Below are 16044 nucleotides of genomic sequence, written 5' to 3' on the forward strand. Positions count from 1 at the left end.
TTTCGGGACGTGGCGGAAGACACTGCCAATCGCGTGGTCATTCTGACAGGGACCGGCGACAGCTTCATCGACGGCTTCGATCTGGAAAGCGAGGCGATGCCGCCGATGGGGCCGGACGCTTGGGACACGATCTTTCGCGAGGGCCGACGGCTCCTGCGCAATCTGTTGTCTATCGAAGTGCCAGTGATCGCCGCAGTCAATGGGCCAGCAACGATCCACGCGGAACTGGCCGTGATGGCGGATATCGTGCTTGCATCGGATACGACGGTATTCGCAGACAAGCCGCATGCGTTGGCCGGCGTGGTGCCGGGCGACGGCGTCCACGTGATCTGGCCGATGCTGTTTGGCCCCAATCGCGGACGATACTTCCTGCTGACGGGGCAGGAGATCGATGCACGGGAGGCCTTGCGCCTGGGCGTGGTGGGCGAAGTTCTGCCCGCGGGCGAACTGAATGCCCGGGCTTGGCATCATGCACGCACCTTGGCCGCGCGCCCGGCAATGGCCAGCCGCTATACCCGAATGCTGCTGACTCGCGCACTGTCCGCCGGCTTGGAAAGCGAGCTTGGCCAAGGGCTGATCATGGAAGGCATGGCCATTCTCGGTGCGAGTGCCCAGCAATCACAGTGACAGGAACGGGGCCGGTTTCTTGGTCCGGCCCCTTGTGCACTACACCACGATCAATCCCAATACTTGACGGGCATGTCGATCGCTCCGGAGACGGTTTGCATGCCCTTCACCAGACTCTCTTGATCGGCACCGCCGAGGAAGCCGTCTTCCAATCGGTGGAAGTTGCTGATCAGGCCTTCCATCTGATTCGACAAACGCATGAATTCGAAGCCCGCGCTGTGTAGTCCACGCTGCTGGCGTGGAAGATTGGCATAGTCCTGCCGCGGGATGGGCGGCCAGCTGGGATCGTCATGCGGCTTCGGCTCCGGCATCTCGGGTACGGGAGGCTCCTGACCTTCGGGATAGCGCTTGAGCGACCACAGCTCGAAGATGCACTCCTCCGGCCCGGTTGGCCTGATGCGATAGGACGATGCAGCTCCGTGCACCGGCAGCATGAAGAAGTGCGGGAACAGGAAATTGACGTTCGTCGCCAGCTGCTGCTTGTCCAGCGCGTTGAAGTCGCCGCAATCCATGCCATTGTCTTTGTAGTACTTGGTAATCGCGTCGTTTAGGATCACGCGAAACGCGGCCGCCGCTTCGGCAGGATGCTTGGGCAACGGCGTATCGCGCAGCGAACGCACCACTTCCACTTCCTCCGGACTGGTCATACCCGCCATGCCCTCGCTCAGCGTCTGCATGACTTCGGCGTAAGCGTCGATGAATTGCCGTGAGTCCACCTCCTCAGGCATCGTCGAACCGACTGTCATCCAGAAGGTCACGGTGACCGTGTCATCCGGAAGCTTGAGATAGCGCGCATCACCGGGCTTGTTGGTGACGCCATAGGGAAGAAGCTGGGGATGCGTCGTGGCGACGTGGTAGCCTTCCATGAAAGCTTCCATGGCCAGCTTCCAGTTGACCGGAAGTTTTGCCGCCAGCCACCATTCGGCGCGCAGCTGTTCGGCCTTGAAGCCGTCCATCTTGCGGCCGAACTCACCCAGCGTATCGCGCAGCGGCGGAGCGTCGTTATCAAAGTTGATGAACGCGCAACCCATCCACGTTTCCAACCGGACCGGCACCAGATCGAGGTCGGCCTTGCACATGTTTTCGGCAGAGAATGCCGTTTCCTCATAAGCGAAGGTGTTGTTGCCGTCCTTATCCCAGCGCCAGCCGTGGAAGGGACAGATGAAGCCGCCGCGTGCCTTGCCGCGCTTCTGCACCAATTCCACGCCGCGGTGGCGGCAGTGGTTCTGATACGCCTTCACTTCCGTCGCGGAAGTACGCATCACGATCACGGACTGGTCGAGATTGCGATACACCGCATAATCGCCCACTTCTGGAATCTCTTCCAGTCGTGCGGCCATCTGCCACACGCGGGGCCAGAGGTGCTTGCACTCCAGATCGTAGAATTCTTGGTCGTAGTATCGCTTGGCCGGGATGCGATCGGCCTGCGTCACGGCAAACGGCACTTCGCCGCGCAGTCCCTTCGTGCTTAGTTCGTTCATGTCTTTTATCCTCTCCGGCGCCGTCCTCAGTCGATGCCGAGTTCCTGACGGATAGCATCTGCGACGATCAGCGCGGTATCGTCGTCGCGAGTGTAGGGTGATTGCAGGCGGTTATGCGTGAAAGCGACGGCCAGTTTGGTTGCGGGATCGGCAAAGCCGATCGAGTTGCCCGCCCCGGGGTGGCAGATCGCACGCGCGTGCTTGGCAGCGGCGACCGGGGGCTGCTCGCCGCCCAGCCAGAATCCGGCGATTCCCAGCGGGACCGGCTGACCGAACATCACAGGATCGGGCTCATCGCTCATCGGGCGCGGTGTGTTGAAGGTGCGGACGAGATCCTCGGACAACACCCGTACGCCATCTAACTCGCCACCTTGGGCCAGCATTGCCCAGAAACGGGCGCAGCTCTTTGCGGTGAATACGCCGCCGACGCCCGCGATTTCCGCCTTCCGGACATCGGTCCGCTCGAACACCGCAGGGATAAGGTCCACCTGCGGCGGCATCGAAGCCGTGTAAAGCGGCGGCAAATGCTCGGGCGGTAGCGACGGCCGCGCTTCGATCTGCTTGGCAACACGGGGAAACTGGTCCTCGGGCAAGCCAACCCAAATATCCGGTGCATTCAACGGCGCCGCGATTTCGTCGCGGATGAAGCGCCCGATGCTGCGCTGCTGCGGATCGGTGCGGCGCACGATCTCACCCACGATCCAGCCGAACGTCATCGACAGGTAAAGCGCCTTCTCCCCTGGGGGTGCGAGGGGAGTGAGGGCGGCGATGCCCTTTGTCATCCAGTCCCAGTCCACCATCGTTTCCGGCGTCACGCCTTCGGGCATCTGGGGAATACCGGCGCGGTGCGTCAGAACATCGCGAACGGTGGTCGCCTCCTTGCCGTTGGCGGCATACTCGGGCCAGTAGTCGGCAACCTTGGCATCGTAATCGACCAAGCCGCGATCAACCTGGATATGCAGGGCAGTAGCGGCGAAGGGCTTGGTGACCGAATACATGTTGAAGAGCGTATCGCCCGTCACCTCACGCCCGGTATCGGGATCGGCGATGCCCGCCGCCACATCCACCACCAGCTTGCCATCCAGATAAGCGGCGACCTGAACGCCGACTTCGCGTCCATCGTCAATCAGCTGACGCACAGTCTGCTCGACTAAGGGTGTTTTGGGAGCGGCGGCGGTGCTCATATCTGCTTTCCTTCCTGCACGCCCAAAGGCGCCTTAAACTTCGCGGGTCCGATCACTTTTTCTACCTTTCAAACAGAGGTAGGGGACGGTGACCAAATTCCGAGCTCGAACGATGCAGCATATCGAACCTTCATGCGTGCTGTACAAGCGTTCGCCCCGGCAGATATCATGTAGACGTTGATTTGCATCCCTGTCGCTGCCGGACTTGAGTTGGGCCGTGGCGCGACTTGGCTCAAGCCCTCGCTACCCCTTAACCGAGCATCGATCGTTCCCATCCGAACTTAATGCATAGAGGCGTTGTGGGATTTCTTCAGAACATCCTTGGCCGCGATGTATCCAAAGACGAACGATGGCGCGATGCTGGCGCCGGCCCCCGGATAGGTGCGGCCCATTACCGACGAAGTGGAATTGCCCGTCGCGTAAAGGCCTTCGATGACCGAACTGTCCTTGCGCAGCACCCGAGCTCGCTCATCGGTGACGACGCCACCGAAAGTGCCGACGTCGCCCGGATACATGCGCGTGGCATAGAAAGGCCCCTTGGAGATCGCGCCGACGCACGGGTTCGGCTTGTGCGTCGGGTCGCCGCGGAAGCGATCGTATTCCCGTTCTCCCTTGTGGAATTCCTCGTCCACACCGGTTTTAGCGAAATGGTTGTAACGCGCCACTTGCGCGGCCAGACCCGCCGGATCGATCCCCGCTTTCTGGGCAAGTTCCTCAATCGTATCTGCCTTGACGAGGAACCCTTCCTCAAGCCACTTCTTCACCGGCTTCATTCCCGGCAACAAGTTGCCGTAGGCATAGTTCTTCATCGCGCGATCATCGAAGACGGCAAACGCAGGGATTGCGCCCTTCTCATACATCTTTTCGCCTAGTTCCATGTAAGAGCTGGCTTCGTTGACAAAACGGTTTCCGGTCTTGTCCACCCACATATAATGCGGAATGGCGACATCGGCGTTATGCATGAACGGGAAAGGTGATCCGTCTTTGCCGATAGCGCCGGTCGGGTTTTTCCCATCGGCTGTAAGAGACGTCGGCACCCACACGGCAAGGTCCAGATTTTCGGTATCCGCGCCCAGACGGATCATTTCTTCGATCATTTCGCCGGTGTCACCGGGATTGGCGTTCGTCCATTTCGCCGTGATTGGCCCGCGCTGATACTTCTGGCGCATCTCATGATTGCGTGAGAACCCACCGACATTCAGCAGGATGCCGTGGCGGCTGCGTACCATCACACGCTTGCCCTGGTACATGCCCTCCACCGCCACGACGCGGCCGTCCTCTTCAACCAGATGATCGGTGGCGAAACCGGAGAACACCGGAATACCGCGCTTCAGCGTCATTTGCAGCATCCGGGACTGGATCGCCCCGCCTGCCGCCACGATCCGCCGACCCAACACCTTGTTCCGCGCCATCGCAAACAGCACTTTGCCCAACGTTCTCTTCGCCGCCATCGTCCGCTTGAACATCAGCATCTTCATCATCGTCAGCGCGTTGAACGGCACTCCGGTGAAAGGCGCGTAGAGCGAGACCTTGTCCGCCCACGGCCCGAGATCACGCAAGTCGAAAGGCTCGGCTACCAGAGAGCGACCACGGGGCTGGCCACCATCGCGTTCATCGTAGTAATCCGCCCAGCCATCCGGAAACTCAAACTTCATGCCTTCGTCTTCCAGGAACTGGACCATTTCCGGCCCCTCTTCCAGGAAGGCTTCGCGCCGTTGCGGCGTAGTGCCCTTGCCGACAAAATCGACAGTGGCATCCATGTAGCGGTTTGCCAGTTCCTTCGTATCATGCACGCCGTGCCGCTTGATCACGTGATTGTTGGGAACCCACCATACCCCGCCGGAAAAACCGGTCGATCCGCCGATCTTGTCGAGCTTTTCCAGAATCACGGGATTGAGCCCCGCCTTTTTGGCAAAGAGCGCCGCCGCCATCGAACCGCCGCCGCTGCCGACGATGATGAAGTCATACTCGTTTTCGAGCTTCAGGGATTCGGGGGCGGGCAGTGCCACGGGCAACCTCTCTCTAAATGTGTTCATTGATTTAATCACCGATATGCAGTGAACGCAACATTACTCCGCGCGCGGTGTCTCATCCTTGATCTCAGCGTATTCGCTGGTGATCCGGAACGGATGGCAGTCCGTCTCCAGAGGGTGACAAGGCGAACTTCGCGCAAGCGTGGGATAATGCGTGCCCAAATTAGCCAGGGCTTCAGACGAAAGCGGGTCGAAGCTCGATGCGAACGTCATCTTGTGCCTTTTCAGGCCTTAAAGCGTCGTATTCCAGGACATCGCGCCGCGGGCTTTGCGCTTGGCCAAGGCTGCCTGCTCGATCCGAGTCGCCTCGGCCAATGTCAGGTTGGCCGCATCATCCACCACACCTCGCGCAGTTGCGATCAATTCGGGATCGTGCGCAGCGATCTGCGTGGCCAAAGTCACCGCCCGGCTGACCAGCGCCTCGGCGGGCATGACTTCGTTGACCAAGCCGATGCGCAACGCGGTAGCCGCATCGATCGGGGCACACGTCAGCATCATTTGCTTCGCCCAGGCCGTGCCGACCCTGTGCGGCAGCCGCGATCCCATGCCACTTCCAGAAAGCGCGCCGATCTTGGCATGGGTATCAGCGAAGCGCGCTTCTTCTGCTGCGATCGCGAAATCGCAGGCCAGCACCATCTCTAGTCCGCCGGTAAATGCCGATCCACTGACCGCGGCGATAATCGGCTTGCCCAGATGGGGGATCGACGTGATTAGCTCGGTCACCAAATGACGCGGCGCGTCGGGCACGGAGAAGGTTTTGAGATCCAGCCCGGCGCAGAACGCGGGCGGCGTACCCGTGAGGATAGCGACACGCCAACGCGCATCGTCTCGAAAATCGGCAAAGGCGTTTGTCAGAGCATCAAGAAGCCCAAGATCGATCGCATTGCGCGCGGCCGGACGATTGAGCGTCAACATCAGAACGCCCTCAGCCGGCTCCTGTTTCAGCAAGACTTCGGTCATGAGCGACCTCCAAAAAAAGCGATCACATCTTCCGCGAAGGCCTCGGGCTCTTCCATCGCGGCGAAATGCCCACCAGCGGACATCTTGCTCCAACGCTGCACATTGTACGCCTGTTCAGCCAACCGGCGCGAGGGCATCGGGTAGAACTCGCCGGGGAAATGCGCGAGGCCGGTTGGCACCTCGACCCTGCCCCCGGCGCGGGCCTCATGGTTGCTGCCGTAATACATCCATAGGGAGGAAATGACGTTTTCCGTCACGAGATAGGCCATCATATTGGTGATCAGATGATCCTTCTCGAATCGGCTCTCAATATCGCCGCCGGTGTCGCCCCACCGGCGAAATTTCTCCAGAAGCCAGCTGGCCCAGCCTACGGGGTTGTCGTGAAGGGCCAGCCCCAAGGTCTGCGGCCGAGTACTCTGCTGATGGTGATATCCGCTTTCTTCCTGCATGAGCGCGCCGACGGACCGCCAGTATTGGGCGAGTTCGGGATCGTCCGAAGATTTGGGCGACGGCCCCATGAAGAAATTGAGATGGATCGCGGCGACAACGTCCGCGTGGGTCACGCCAAGCTGATGGGTCACTGCAGAGCCCCAGTCCCCGCCCTGTGCGAAGAAGCGCGGGTAGCCCAACACATCGACCATCAGCTTGCGCCACATGGCAGCCACTGTTGCCGGGCCGATCGGCGTGACCGGGCGTCCGGACCAACCGTATCCGGGAAGGGAGGGCACCACCACGTCGAACCCCGCCGCGACCAGCTTCGGGATCACAACCAGAAATTCGATCACCGAGCCCGGCCACCCGTGCGTCAGGATGATCGGCAGAGCTTGCGATCCGTCGCCCCGAACGTGGTAGAAGTGGATATCAATACCATCAACGTCCGCCATGAATTGGGGATATTGATTCAGCAGCACTTCCTGCGCGCGCCAATCATAATGTTCACGCCAATAGGCCACGAACTCGGCCAGGTAGTCTCTGTCCGTGCCCCAAGTCCAATCCCTGGCCTTGGGGGCATAGCCGATCTGCGTATCAGCGAGGCGTGTTTGTATCCGGGCGAGCACTGCCTCTGGCACATCAATCTTAAACGGCCGCACGCTCATACAATCTCTCCTGTCCATCTTGCCTGCCCCGCCGAACGCGATGGGGCCAGAGGTCCGCGCCAATGATCGCGTCGGCGATGAAATTTGCCCGCAAATATCATATCCCATGGGATGAGATTGCCGGTACGCGGACGGAAACGTAACGGTGAGCCTTTCCGGCATATCATCTTGCTTCCTGATCGAAAGCGAGATCAGAGATAAAGACCAGGCGCGCGCGTCACACAGTGTCGCACTGCTGGAAAACTTCCCGCCGCAGTGCAATCCGGTTGATGATCCTGTTACGCGCGGCCTGATGGAATGTCTCCGCCGCGTTGAAGCGGCCGGCGACATGGCACGTCGTTCAAGACGCGAGCCGCTACCGGCCTGATCGTCACAGAAGCAGGGCCGCGCCCATTTCCACTCGCGTACGATCGCAATGGCGATCGTGTGGGGCATGGAAGCGTGATAGTCGGCTGCAGTTGGCTTACCGCCGGCCGGTGAGCGTTCCTGACACGAGCATTTAGACTTATGACTGACCTTTCCAATCGCGTTGTTCTCATCACCGGTGCCTCGTCCGGCCTGGGCGCCTGCTTCGCCCGTGCCGCTTCGGAGAATGGCGCTGCCGTCGCCCTGGCCGCTCGCCGCGCGGATCGTCTGGCTGACTTGAAGGCCGAGATCGAGGCCAAGGGCGGCCGTGCAGTCGCCGTAGAAATGGACGTCGCCGATGAAGCTTCCGTCAGCGCGGGCTTTGACGCCGCTCAAGCCGCGCTCGGTCCGGTCAATTCGGTCATCGCCAATGCAGGCATGAACTATCCCAGTTCGGCCCTGGGCATTCCGATCGCCGAGTTCGACAATGTGATGGACGTCAATCTGCGCGGCGTGTTCATCACCGCTCGTGAAGCCGCCAAGCGCATGATCGCGGCGGGTTCGCCCCAATCGGGTGACGGGCGTATCGTCCTTGTCGGCTCGGTGGGCTCGCACCGTGTGCTGGAAAAGCTGGTCGCCTACAACGCTTCGAAAGCCGCCGTGCTGATGATGGGCAAGGCTCTGGCGAAAGAGTGGGCGCAGAAGGGCATCAACGTGAACGTGGTCTGCCCAGGATGGATCGCGACTGAGCTGAATAGCGAGTGGCTGGCATCGCCTGCCGGCCAGGCCCTGATCGAGAGCTTCCCGCGCAAGCGGGCAATGGAGCCGGCTGACTTGCTGCCCCCGATCATGCTGCTGTTATCGGACGCGGCACGCACCATCACCGGCGCTTCTTTCGAACTGGATGACGGGCAGTCGCTCTAAGCCATAATTTCCGTTCAACAGGATCAAACCATGGCTGATGCCTTTTCTCCCGCCGACATCCAGGATCGCCTTCGCCCGTTGATGACCCCGCTGTCGGTACGCGGCCTTAAAGTGGCCAACCGCATTGTCATGGCGCCGATGACGCGGGAGAAGGCGACCGGCCGGGTTCCTAATGACGAGATCGTCGGCTATTATCGCCGTCGCGCAGAAAACCATGTCGGCCTTATCGTCACCGAGGGCGTCGGGATCGACGATCGTGCTGCAGTCGATATGCCAGGTGTTCCGGTGCTTCACGGCGATGCCGCCTTGGCCGGGTGGCGCAAGGTTGTGGATACGGTACACGATGCCGGCGGCAAGATCATCCCCCAGCTATGGCACCAGGGCGCGATGCGCGATGCCGCCAACAGCACGGACCCGGAGGTCGGCCCGCGCCGTCCCTCAGGCGTTTTGGGCCCGCTTGGCAAAGTGAGCCTGGAGCCCGGCCACGTCGAACGGTTGCGACCCGATACCGAACCGATGAGCGAGAATGACATCGCCGATGTCATCGCTGCCTACGCCCGCAGCGCCGCCAACGCCGCACGACTAGGCTTCGATGGCGTCGCGATCCACGGCGCGCATGGTTACATGATCGACAACTTCCTGTGGGCGGGCACCAATCAGCGTACCGACCGCTGGGGCGGCGACCGTCGTCAACGCGCCACCTTCGCCGTTGAAGTCGTCCGTGCGATCCGGCGCGAGATCGGCGAAGACCTCCCGATCATGCTGCGCTTCTCACAATTCAAGATGCAGGACTACAACGCTCGCCTTGCCGATACCCCGGAGGAACTGGGCGAAATTCTGGGCCCGATCGCCGACGCCGGCGTCGACATTTTCGACGGTAGCCAGCGTTATTTCGATACACCGATCTTTGAGGGATCGACCCTGAACCTGGGTGGTTGGGCCAAGAAGCTGACGGGCAAGATCGGGATGTGCGTAGGCGGGGTCGGCCTGGACCAGGGCAAGCGTGACCATCACATCGATTCCGGTTCGGGTGCTGCCGACAATCTCGGCAAGGTGATCGCTCGTTTCGAGATGGGGGAGGTCGATTTGGTCGGCGTGGGCCGCTCGCTGCTGAACGATCCTGCATGGCTTACCAAGGCGCTACGCGGCGAGCCGTTTTTGCCGTTCGACAATAGCAGCCTCCAGCGCCTGACCTGAGCGCTTGGTTTTCTGGCTCGTATCGCGCTTGTGATCATCGGCAGGGCCGATGGCAATGGCTCGCCTGCGAAACTAGTGACCACAAAAGCATTCGGAAAGATGGAGAGCAAATGGCCGAGGCAACATCGCTGGAAAAGCGGATCGAGCGCATCGAATCGCGTATGGAAATCGCGGAGTTGCCCACCCGTTACGCGCGCGCAGTCGATGCCCGCGATATTGACACCTGGATCGGGCTGTTTGTTGAGGATGTCGATTGCGGCAGGCGCGGCAAAGGCCGGGAAGCCCTGCGCACTTTCATCGATCCCAGCGTCCGCACCTTTTACCGCTCGATCCACTTCATCTGCGGGCACACGGTAGACTTCATCGACGATGATACTGCGACCGGCACGGTCTATTGCCGGGCAGAGCATGAAGATGGTGACGAGTGGGTGACCATGGCGATCATTTATTTTGATCGTTACGTGCGCCGCGATGGCCGCTGGTATTTCGAACGGCGTAGCGAAAAGCATTGGTACTCGGTGGACGAGCTGGACCGCCCGCGCGCGCCTTTCCAGTTGTGGGATCGATGGTCGGATCGCTTGCCGCATCTGCCACAGGATTTCCCGACCTGGGCCGGCTTCTGGGAAAAATCGAGCGCGGAGGATGTGGCGAAAATCACGCGTCTTCCGGTCGGGCATTCAGGGGACAAGGCATGACAGGGTTCACTGCCTCAGGAGCAAGGATATGAAGAACGACCGGACCGAGCGCGGCCTGCAGGTCTTCGACGAATTGATGGGCGAAGGTGCATCGGCAAAAATGCGCGATGCGATGGCTTCCAACGGCTTTGGCAGCGCCATCGCGCAAATGGCCACGCATTACGCCTTTGCTGATGTCTGGGGCCGTGACGGTCTTGAACGTAAGCAGCGTAGCCTTGTGGTGATCGGCGTGCTGATAGCCCAGCGTCAGATTCTCGAACTGAAGAACCACATCCGCATCGGCATCCGCAATGGCTTGACCGCGCGCGATATCGAAGAGGCCTTGATCCAGACTTTGCCCTATGTAGGTTTTCCCGCCGTAGCTTCCGCAACAACAGCGATCGTCGAAGTGCTTCGCGAACTGGGCATCGATACCGAAACAAGGACCTCGGAAGAGCGCGGAATGCTGTGATTAAGTCGGGATTTACTTGACCTCGTCAAGCCTATGTCGGGCGCACTGCTACGATCCCATCACGTCTTGAGAGGTACCCGCAGTGCACGGCGGACGATCTCCTCGCTAGCGGCGAGGATGTGATCGCGGGCGCCATCGCCAGGTGGGAACAGCCAGTCCCGCATCAAGACCGCACTTCCCATCATTCCAAACGTCAGCCTTATCCCGATATCCAGGTCGAAAGGCGGCGTGATGCCGGCAGCAGCGTACTCCGCATTCAGGCTCGCAAGCCCGGCTTGAAAAAACGGCTCGAAGCTGGGGGAGTGATGATCGGCCGCCGTGGCGCCTTGCGCACGACCAATCACGATCGCAGTGAGCAAATCGCGGTTTTCCGTGAGAAGATCGAACACGAGGCGATAGAGGTCCGGTGCGTCTGGGCCATGAAACGAAGTTTGCGCCATCGTGAATTTGCGAATGACCTGATTGAATGGCTCGATGATCACGGCGTCGAATAACTGCGCCTTGTCGCCGAAGTAGCGGAACAGCAGCGTCTCGCTGACGTCGGCTTGCTCGGCGATTTCGCGAGTTGTTGTGGCGGCATAGCCCCGGTCCGCAAAGAGACGACGGGCAGCCTCGCGAATGCATCCTTCCACGTTTTCTCGGGAGCGCCGTGCCCTTCGTTGACGGACGGGCGGCGCCGATAAAGAGGCCTTTGCGGTGGCCGGGTCGGCTACCATCACGTCTTTCATCGATCGCCCCCTAAAAAAAATCCTGACGCGCTTTAGACCAAATGGCGACGTGCCGATCGTCCATATTGCCCTGTGATCCCCTTGCCATCAAGTAGCGGCTTTATGGGAGACGTCCATCCTTCATGATCTGGCGGCGGCGACCGCGTTCCCGATTTCCGCAAGAATGCCACCTATCATACCGTCCGTCTCCATTCGGCCCATGTGATCCGGGAGGACAGGATGAATCGCGGCGGGGTGCTGACGATCCATTCGGCAAGGACAAAGGGAGATAGCTTCACCCCAATAATTTCGTTTCTCCTGCTTCCTCTACCGCCTCGGCCGATGGTTCAGAAGCGTCTGCATGCCGTACCGCTTGCCTCTTCGACTATCGAACGATCGCGCGAAACCCATCGTGGCGACGATACTGGCGGCCAGGTGTTGACAGCGCGAAGGTCTCGCTCATGTGTATAGCCTATGATAAAGACGACATATGACTTTGCTGGGAAAGTGGCTCTCATCACAGGCGCCTCCTCCGGGATCGGCAGGGCGACCGCGCTGGGCTTTGCTGCCAACGGTGCGACCGTGGTTTTAGCGGATATCGATGCCGATCGCGGCGAAGCCGTGCGGCAGGAGATCGAGAACGCGGGCGGCTCCGCCGTCTTCCACCAATCCGACATGACCGATCCTTCGCAGATCGACGCCCTGTTCGGCATGATCAAGCACCGCTTTCCGCGTCTGGATTACGCACATAACAATGTAGGCTTTTCGTGGGGCCAGGGGCTGCTCGATATTTCGATCGAGGACTGGAACCGCACGATCGATCTGTGCCTTAAGTCGCCTTTCCTGTGCATGCAGCATGAAGTGCGGATGATGCGCGAAACTGGTGGCGGTGCGATCGTGAACACTGCGTCGATGGCCGGCGTTCGCTATGCCGAACCGGCGAACGCAGCGTATTCGGCGGCCAAGGCCGGCGTCATTCACATGACGGCACACGTCGCGGTTCGCCATGCCGCGGATAAAATTCGCGTAAATGCCGTTTCCCCGGGCCTGGTGCGGACGGAAGCGATCACGAAGCTGATGACTGCCGACCAAGAAAAAGCGCTCGCCATTGAAACGCAGCCGATTGGCCGTTCCGTCCTGCCCGAAGAAATCGCAGCCAGTGTCCTTTGGCTGTGTTCGGACGGCGCGGCGATGGTGACGGGTGAGAACATTCGCGTCGCGGGTGGCGGTCAGATCTGAGCTTAACGGCGTGATCAAGACGCGCGAACCGCGCCGTTCCATCGTCCATCTGATCTGCTTGGCACGGACTCGACAAGCCGGGGTAATTCACCACTAAGGGGAACATATCTTCTGCACAGGTTGACCATGACAACGACGACGGAAACAGGCGGGCCGGACCTTCAGTACCAGGCGCATCTTGCAGCGGGGCGGTTCATGATCCAGCGGGGCGTGAAGACGGGCAACGCGGTGTTTTTTCCGCGCGCTGTGGCTCCAGGTACGGGCGAGGACCTCGAATGGTTCGAGCCATCGGGCCGTGGCACCGTGTACGCCTCAACCTGCGTGCGCAAACGCCCCCCCGAAGCAGATGTGAACATCTCCCTAATCGATCTGAAAGAAGGCCCCCGCATGATGGCGCGGGTGGAAGGTCTGCCGGCAGATGCCGTGCCGATCGGCCTCGAGGTGCAGGCACGTATCATCCCACATGAGGATGGCCATATTGTAGTCTTCGATGCGCGGGAGAACGCGCGATGAACGGTCGTTTTCCGCGCGCCAGCACCGCGATTGTCGGCGCAGCCACTTTTGGCGAAGGCCGCTGCCCCGGCTATGAACCGTACGACATGGCCGCCATCGCCGCACGTAATGCCTTGGCGGAAGCAGGGCTGAGCTTTGCGGACGTGGACGGCGTATTCGTGACCACTTCGAACGACACCTTCGGCGGCGGCATGAACTTCGCCCAGTACTGCGGTATACAGCCCAAGGTGGCGGACAACAGCCGCACAGGCGGCAACGTGTTCGAAAGCTATGTCGAGCGCGCGGCTTGGATGCTCGATGCCGGCCTTATCGATTGCGCGTTGATCGCCTATGGCAGCAACCAGGCGTCATCTATCGGCAAGCTGAGCCGCACATCGCAGCCGTTCGTATACGAAGCCGCCTACAACCCGCTCATGCCGATGACGGGATATGCTCTCGCGGCGAAGCGACACATGCACCTGTATGGCACCACCAAGGAGCAGTTGGGCGAAGTGGCACTGGCCGCACGCGCCTGGGCACAGCTCAATCCCGACGCCTACAGCCGCACGCCGCTGACGATGGAAGAGTACATGGGCGCGCGTATGATCGTCGACCCCTTCGGGAAGCTGGATTGCTGCCTTGTCACCGATGGCGCGGCGGCGGTCGTCATGACTCGCGCCGATCGGGCACGTGATCTGGCCCGCCCGCCCGTCGCGGTGCTGGGCGCTGCCAGCATGACCACCCACGCGAACATCGCGGCCATGCCGGAACTGACAGAAACCGCCCTGGCCGAATGCGGGCCGCGTGCATTGGCACAAGCGGGACTGACCACCGCGGAAATCGACGTCGTCCAACTATACGATGCATTCACGATCAACCCGATCCTGTTCCTGGAAGACCTGGGCTTTTGCCCCAAGGGCGAAGGCGGTCGCTTCGTGGCCGATGGCGCGATCGCCCCAGGCGGGAAGCTGGCGGTCAACACCAACGGCGGCGGATTGTCCTGCGTCCACCCTGGAATGTACGGGCTCTTCACCATCGTCGAGGCGGTGCGCCAATTGCGCGGCGAATGCGGGCAGCGGCAGGTCGGCAACGCACGCACCGCGATCGCCCAAGGCAACGGGGGCGTTCTCTCCAGCCAGGCCGTGGCGGTCCTTGGGGTAGAATGACGGCCCTGATTTTCTAACTTACGTCAGAGATATCGGCGGTGCGCAGCTTGCCGAAGAGGATTGGATAACGATCATGGATTTAGCACCAGACCCCACGCTAGACGATTTTCGCAAGGAAGTGCGCGAGGCAATCCGGGCCGACCTGCCGAAGGACATGGCAGCACGCCAAAAGGCCTTTAGCGGCAACCAGTCTGAAGCTGAGGACTCATTGAAATGGATGGGCATCCTAGAAAAGCGCGGGTGGTCCGTTCCCCATTGGCCGGTCGAGCACGGTGGCACCGGCTGGTCGCCGATGCAGTTGCACATCTTTAACGAAGAATGCGCAAACGCATGGGCTCCGGACAGTTGCTGGGGAGCGACGATGATGTGCGGCCCGGTGATCTACGAATTCGGATCACAGGAACAAAAGGATCGCTTTCTTCCTGCGTTCCGCCGCGGTGACTACTATCTGTCGCAAGGCTTCTCCGAGCCCGGCAACGGCTCAGACCTCGCCCGGCTGCGCACCGCCGCGCGCCGCGAAGGCGATAAGTATATCGTGAACGGCCAGAAAATCTGGACCAGCGTGGCCTACGCCGCGGAATGGGGTTTCTTCCTGGTTCGCACCAACCCCGACGTGAAGCCGCAGGCCGGAATCTCGTTCCTGATGATCAAGCTGGACTCCCCCGGAGTCACCATTCGCCGCATCCCGCAACTCAATGGTGAAGCGGATCTGTGCGAGGTGTTCCTGGACAGTGTCGAGGTGCCGGCCGAAAACCTGATCGGCGAGGAAGGGATGGGGTGGACCTATGCCAAGTATCTGCTCGATCATGAGCGGACGACAAGCTCCTTCATCTTCTTCAACAAGCGCGAAATGGCGCGGGCGAAAGAAATTGCGCGCACCGAGACTCGCCATGGCAAGCCACTGATCGAAGACCCGGTGATTCACGCGCGCCTGATGCATCTGGAAGCGGAAGTGATGGCGTTGGAATGGTCCGTGATGCGAGAGCTCTGCCGCGAAGAGTTCAAGTACAACTCGACCGCTGCTGCCTCGACACTGAAAATCGCCGGATCGCGCCTGCAGCAGACGATCAACGAATTTCAGGTGGATATGATCGGGGTGCGCGCGATGCGCAAATTCCCCTTCGAAGTCGCGGATCGAACCGAAGCACCGCTGTGGCCGGACTACACAGAGAACGCTACGCCCCGCGCGCTCGTGATGCGGGCCGCCACGATTTATGGCGGCACACTGCAGATTCAAAAGGGCATTATCTCAAAGCTCGCCTTCGATCTTTAACGGCAGGCAAAGCAGGAACGACACATGGACTTTAATCCTTCCGATCTGCAGCGCATGCTGCTCGATAGTGCCGAACGCTACCTGTCAGAGCGCTTCACGCTGGAACATCGCCGCTCTCTGCGCGAGACGCCGGACGGTCTTGACACCGATGCCTGGGAGAAATTCGCCGAGCT

At 60.6% G+C, this 16044-nt stretch carries 15 protein-coding genes; 9 read left to right on the forward strand and 6 right to left on the reverse strand.

Going from position 1 to position 16044, the window contains the following annotated elements; genetic code table 11:
- Positions 1-627, forward strand: a 627-nt coding sequence (locus tag ACHWRX_RS07205) for an enoyl-CoA hydratase/isomerase family protein (protein WP_394658680.1), incomplete at its 5' end; no start/stop codon positions are given.
- A 50-nt stretch (positions 628-677) separates the two neighbouring features.
- On the opposite strand, the gene ACHWRX_RS07210 is transcribed toward ACHWRX_RS07205, so the two are convergent.
- The 5 genes from ACHWRX_RS07210 to ACHWRX_RS07230 form a co-directional block, all read right to left on the reverse strand.
- Complete coding sequence (locus ACHWRX_RS07210; RefSeq protein WP_058736621.1) at positions 678-2108, reverse strand: SRPBCC family protein; 1431 nt, start codon at positions 2106-2108, stop codon at positions 678-680.
- Positions 2109-2134: 26 nt separating this feature from the next.
- Positions 2135-3292 (reverse strand): serine hydrolase domain-containing protein, encoded by a 1158-nt coding sequence (locus ACHWRX_RS07215; RefSeq protein ID WP_394658681.1) that lies wholly within the window; start codon positions 3290-3292, stop codon positions 2135-2137.
- Between the two features lie 281 nt (positions 3293-3573).
- The gene (locus ACHWRX_RS07220) at positions 3574-5301 is read right to left on the reverse strand and encodes an FAD-binding protein (protein WP_206542843.1); all 1728 of its coding nucleotides are present in this window, start codon (positions 5299-5301) and stop codon (positions 3574-3576) included.
- 255 nt (positions 5302-5556) lie between these two features.
- Positions 5557-6285, reverse strand: coding sequence for an enoyl-CoA hydratase-related protein (locus ACHWRX_RS07225; protein WP_183616959.1), 729 nt, complete (start codon positions 6283-6285; stop codon positions 5557-5559).
- Positions 6282-7817 carry an epoxide hydrolase family protein gene (locus ACHWRX_RS07230; RefSeq protein ID WP_394658682.1) on the reverse strand — a complete coding sequence of 512 codons (1536 nt, stop codon included), beginning with the start codon at positions 7815-7817 and terminating at the stop codon, positions 6282-6284. Before ACHWRX_RS07230 ends, ACHWRX_RS07225 begins: the two co-directional genes overlap by 4 nt.
- Positions 7818-7889: 72 nt before the next feature.
- Here ACHWRX_RS07230 and ACHWRX_RS07235 point away from each other — a divergent pair, with 72 nt between their 5' ends.
- From ACHWRX_RS07235 to ACHWRX_RS07250, 4 genes are all read left to right on the forward strand, one after another.
- Positions 7890-8651 carry an SDR family NAD(P)-dependent oxidoreductase gene (locus ACHWRX_RS07235; protein WP_394658683.1) on the forward strand — a complete coding sequence of 254 codons (762 nt, stop codon included), beginning with the start codon at positions 7890-7892 and terminating at the stop codon, positions 8649-8651.
- 30 nt (positions 8652-8681) lie between these two features.
- Positions 8682-9848, forward strand: coding sequence for a 12-oxophytodienoate reductase (locus ACHWRX_RS07240; RefSeq protein WP_394658684.1), 1167 nt, complete (start codon positions 8682-8684; stop codon positions 9846-9848).
- Between the two features lie 110 nt (positions 9849-9958).
- Positions 9959-10543, forward strand: a complete 585-nt coding sequence (locus ACHWRX_RS07245) for a nuclear transport factor 2 family protein (RefSeq protein ID WP_058736615.1) — start codon at positions 9959-9961, stop codon at positions 10541-10543.
- Positions 10544-10619: 76 nt separating this feature from the next.
- Positions 10620-10994: a carboxymuconolactone decarboxylase family protein gene (locus ACHWRX_RS07250; RefSeq protein ID WP_394658685.1), complete on the forward strand. Its 375-nt coding sequence runs from the start codon at positions 10620-10622 to the stop codon at positions 10992-10994.
- A gap of 59 nt (positions 10995-11053) precedes the next feature.
- On the opposite strand, the gene ACHWRX_RS07255 is transcribed toward ACHWRX_RS07250, so the two are convergent.
- Complete coding sequence (locus ACHWRX_RS07255; protein ID WP_394658686.1) at positions 11054-11722, reverse strand: helix-turn-helix domain-containing protein; 669 nt, start codon at positions 11720-11722, stop codon at positions 11054-11056.
- A gap of 486 nt (positions 11723-12208) precedes the next feature.
- Between ACHWRX_RS07255 and ACHWRX_RS07260 the strand changes: the two genes are divergently transcribed.
- The 4 genes from ACHWRX_RS07260 to ACHWRX_RS07275 all read left to right on the forward strand — a co-directional run bounded on the left by ACHWRX_RS07260 (position 12209) and on the right by ACHWRX_RS07275 (position 15871).
- Positions 12209-12940, forward strand: a complete 732-nt coding sequence (locus tag ACHWRX_RS07260) for an SDR family NAD(P)-dependent oxidoreductase (RefSeq protein ID WP_394658687.1) — start codon at positions 12209-12211, stop codon at positions 12938-12940.
- Between the two features lie 195 nt (positions 12941-13135).
- Positions 13136-13453 (forward strand): Zn-ribbon domain-containing OB-fold protein, encoded by a 318-nt coding sequence (locus ACHWRX_RS07265; RefSeq protein ID WP_394658688.1) that lies wholly within the window; start codon positions 13136-13138, stop codon positions 13451-13453.
- A complete protein-coding gene (locus tag ACHWRX_RS07270; protein ID WP_058736610.1) occupies positions 13450-14598 on the forward strand; it encodes an acetyl-CoA acetyltransferase in 1149 nt (382 codons plus the stop codon). Before ACHWRX_RS07265 ends, ACHWRX_RS07270 begins: the two co-directional genes overlap by 4 nt.
- 73 nt (positions 14599-14671) lie before the next feature.
- Positions 14672-15871, forward strand: coding sequence for an acyl-CoA dehydrogenase family protein (locus tag ACHWRX_RS07275; protein ID WP_058736609.1), 1200 nt, complete (start codon positions 14672-14674; stop codon positions 15869-15871).
- The last annotated feature ends 173 nt before the right edge of the window (positions 15872-16044 follow it).

The organism is uncultured Novosphingobium sp., assembly GCF_964277725.1.
Classification (GTDB): Bacteria; Pseudomonadota; Alphaproteobacteria; order Sphingomonadales; family Sphingomonadaceae; genus Novosphingobium; species Novosphingobium fluoreni.

Bases quoted from the DNA above. Each gene is read 5' to 3' on its own strand.
- ACHWRX_RS07265 (WP_394658688.1), top strand. From the start codon at position 13,136: ATGATCCAGCGGGGCGTGAAGACGGGCAACGCGGTGTTTTTTCCGCGC.
- ACHWRX_RS07210 (WP_058736621.1), bottom strand. From the start codon at position 2,108: ATGAACGAACTAAGCACGAAGGGACTGCGCGGCGAAGTGCCGTTTGCC.
- ACHWRX_RS07255 (WP_394658686.1), bottom strand. From the start codon at position 11,722: ATGAAAGACGTGATGGTAGCCGACCCGGCCACCGCAAAGGCCTCTTTA.
- ACHWRX_RS07230 (WP_394658682.1), bottom strand. From the start codon at position 7,817: ATGCCCCACACGATCGCCATTGCGATCGTACGCGAGTGGAAATGGGCG.
- ACHWRX_RS07275 (WP_058736609.1), top strand. From the start codon at position 14,672: ATGGATTTAGCACCAGACCCCACGCTAGACGATTTTCGCAAGGAAGTG.
- ACHWRX_RS07215 (WP_394658681.1), bottom strand. From the start codon at position 3,292: ATGAGCACCGCCGCCGCTCCCAAAACACCCTTAGTCGAGCAGACTGTG.
- ACHWRX_RS07250 (WP_394658685.1), top strand. From the start codon at position 10,620: ATGGGCGAAGGTGCATCGGCAAAAATGCGCGATGCGATGGCTTCCAAC.
- ACHWRX_RS07240 (WP_394658684.1), top strand. From the start codon at position 8,682: ATGGCTGATGCCTTTTCTCCCGCCGACATCCAGGATCGCCTTCGCCCG.
- ACHWRX_RS07245 (WP_058736615.1), top strand. From the start codon at position 9,959: ATGGCCGAGGCAACATCGCTGGAAAAGCGGATCGAGCGCATCGAATCG.
- ACHWRX_RS07270 (WP_058736610.1), top strand. From the start codon at position 13,450: ATGAACGGTCGTTTTCCGCGCGCCAGCACCGCGATTGTCGGCGCAGCC.
- ACHWRX_RS07235 (WP_394658683.1), top strand. From the start codon at position 7,890: ATGACTGACCTTTCCAATCGCGTTGTTCTCATCACCGGTGCCTCGTCC.
- ACHWRX_RS07225 (WP_183616959.1), bottom strand. From the start codon at position 6,285: ATGACCGAAGTCTTGCTGAAACAGGAGCCGGCTGAGGGCGTTCTGATG.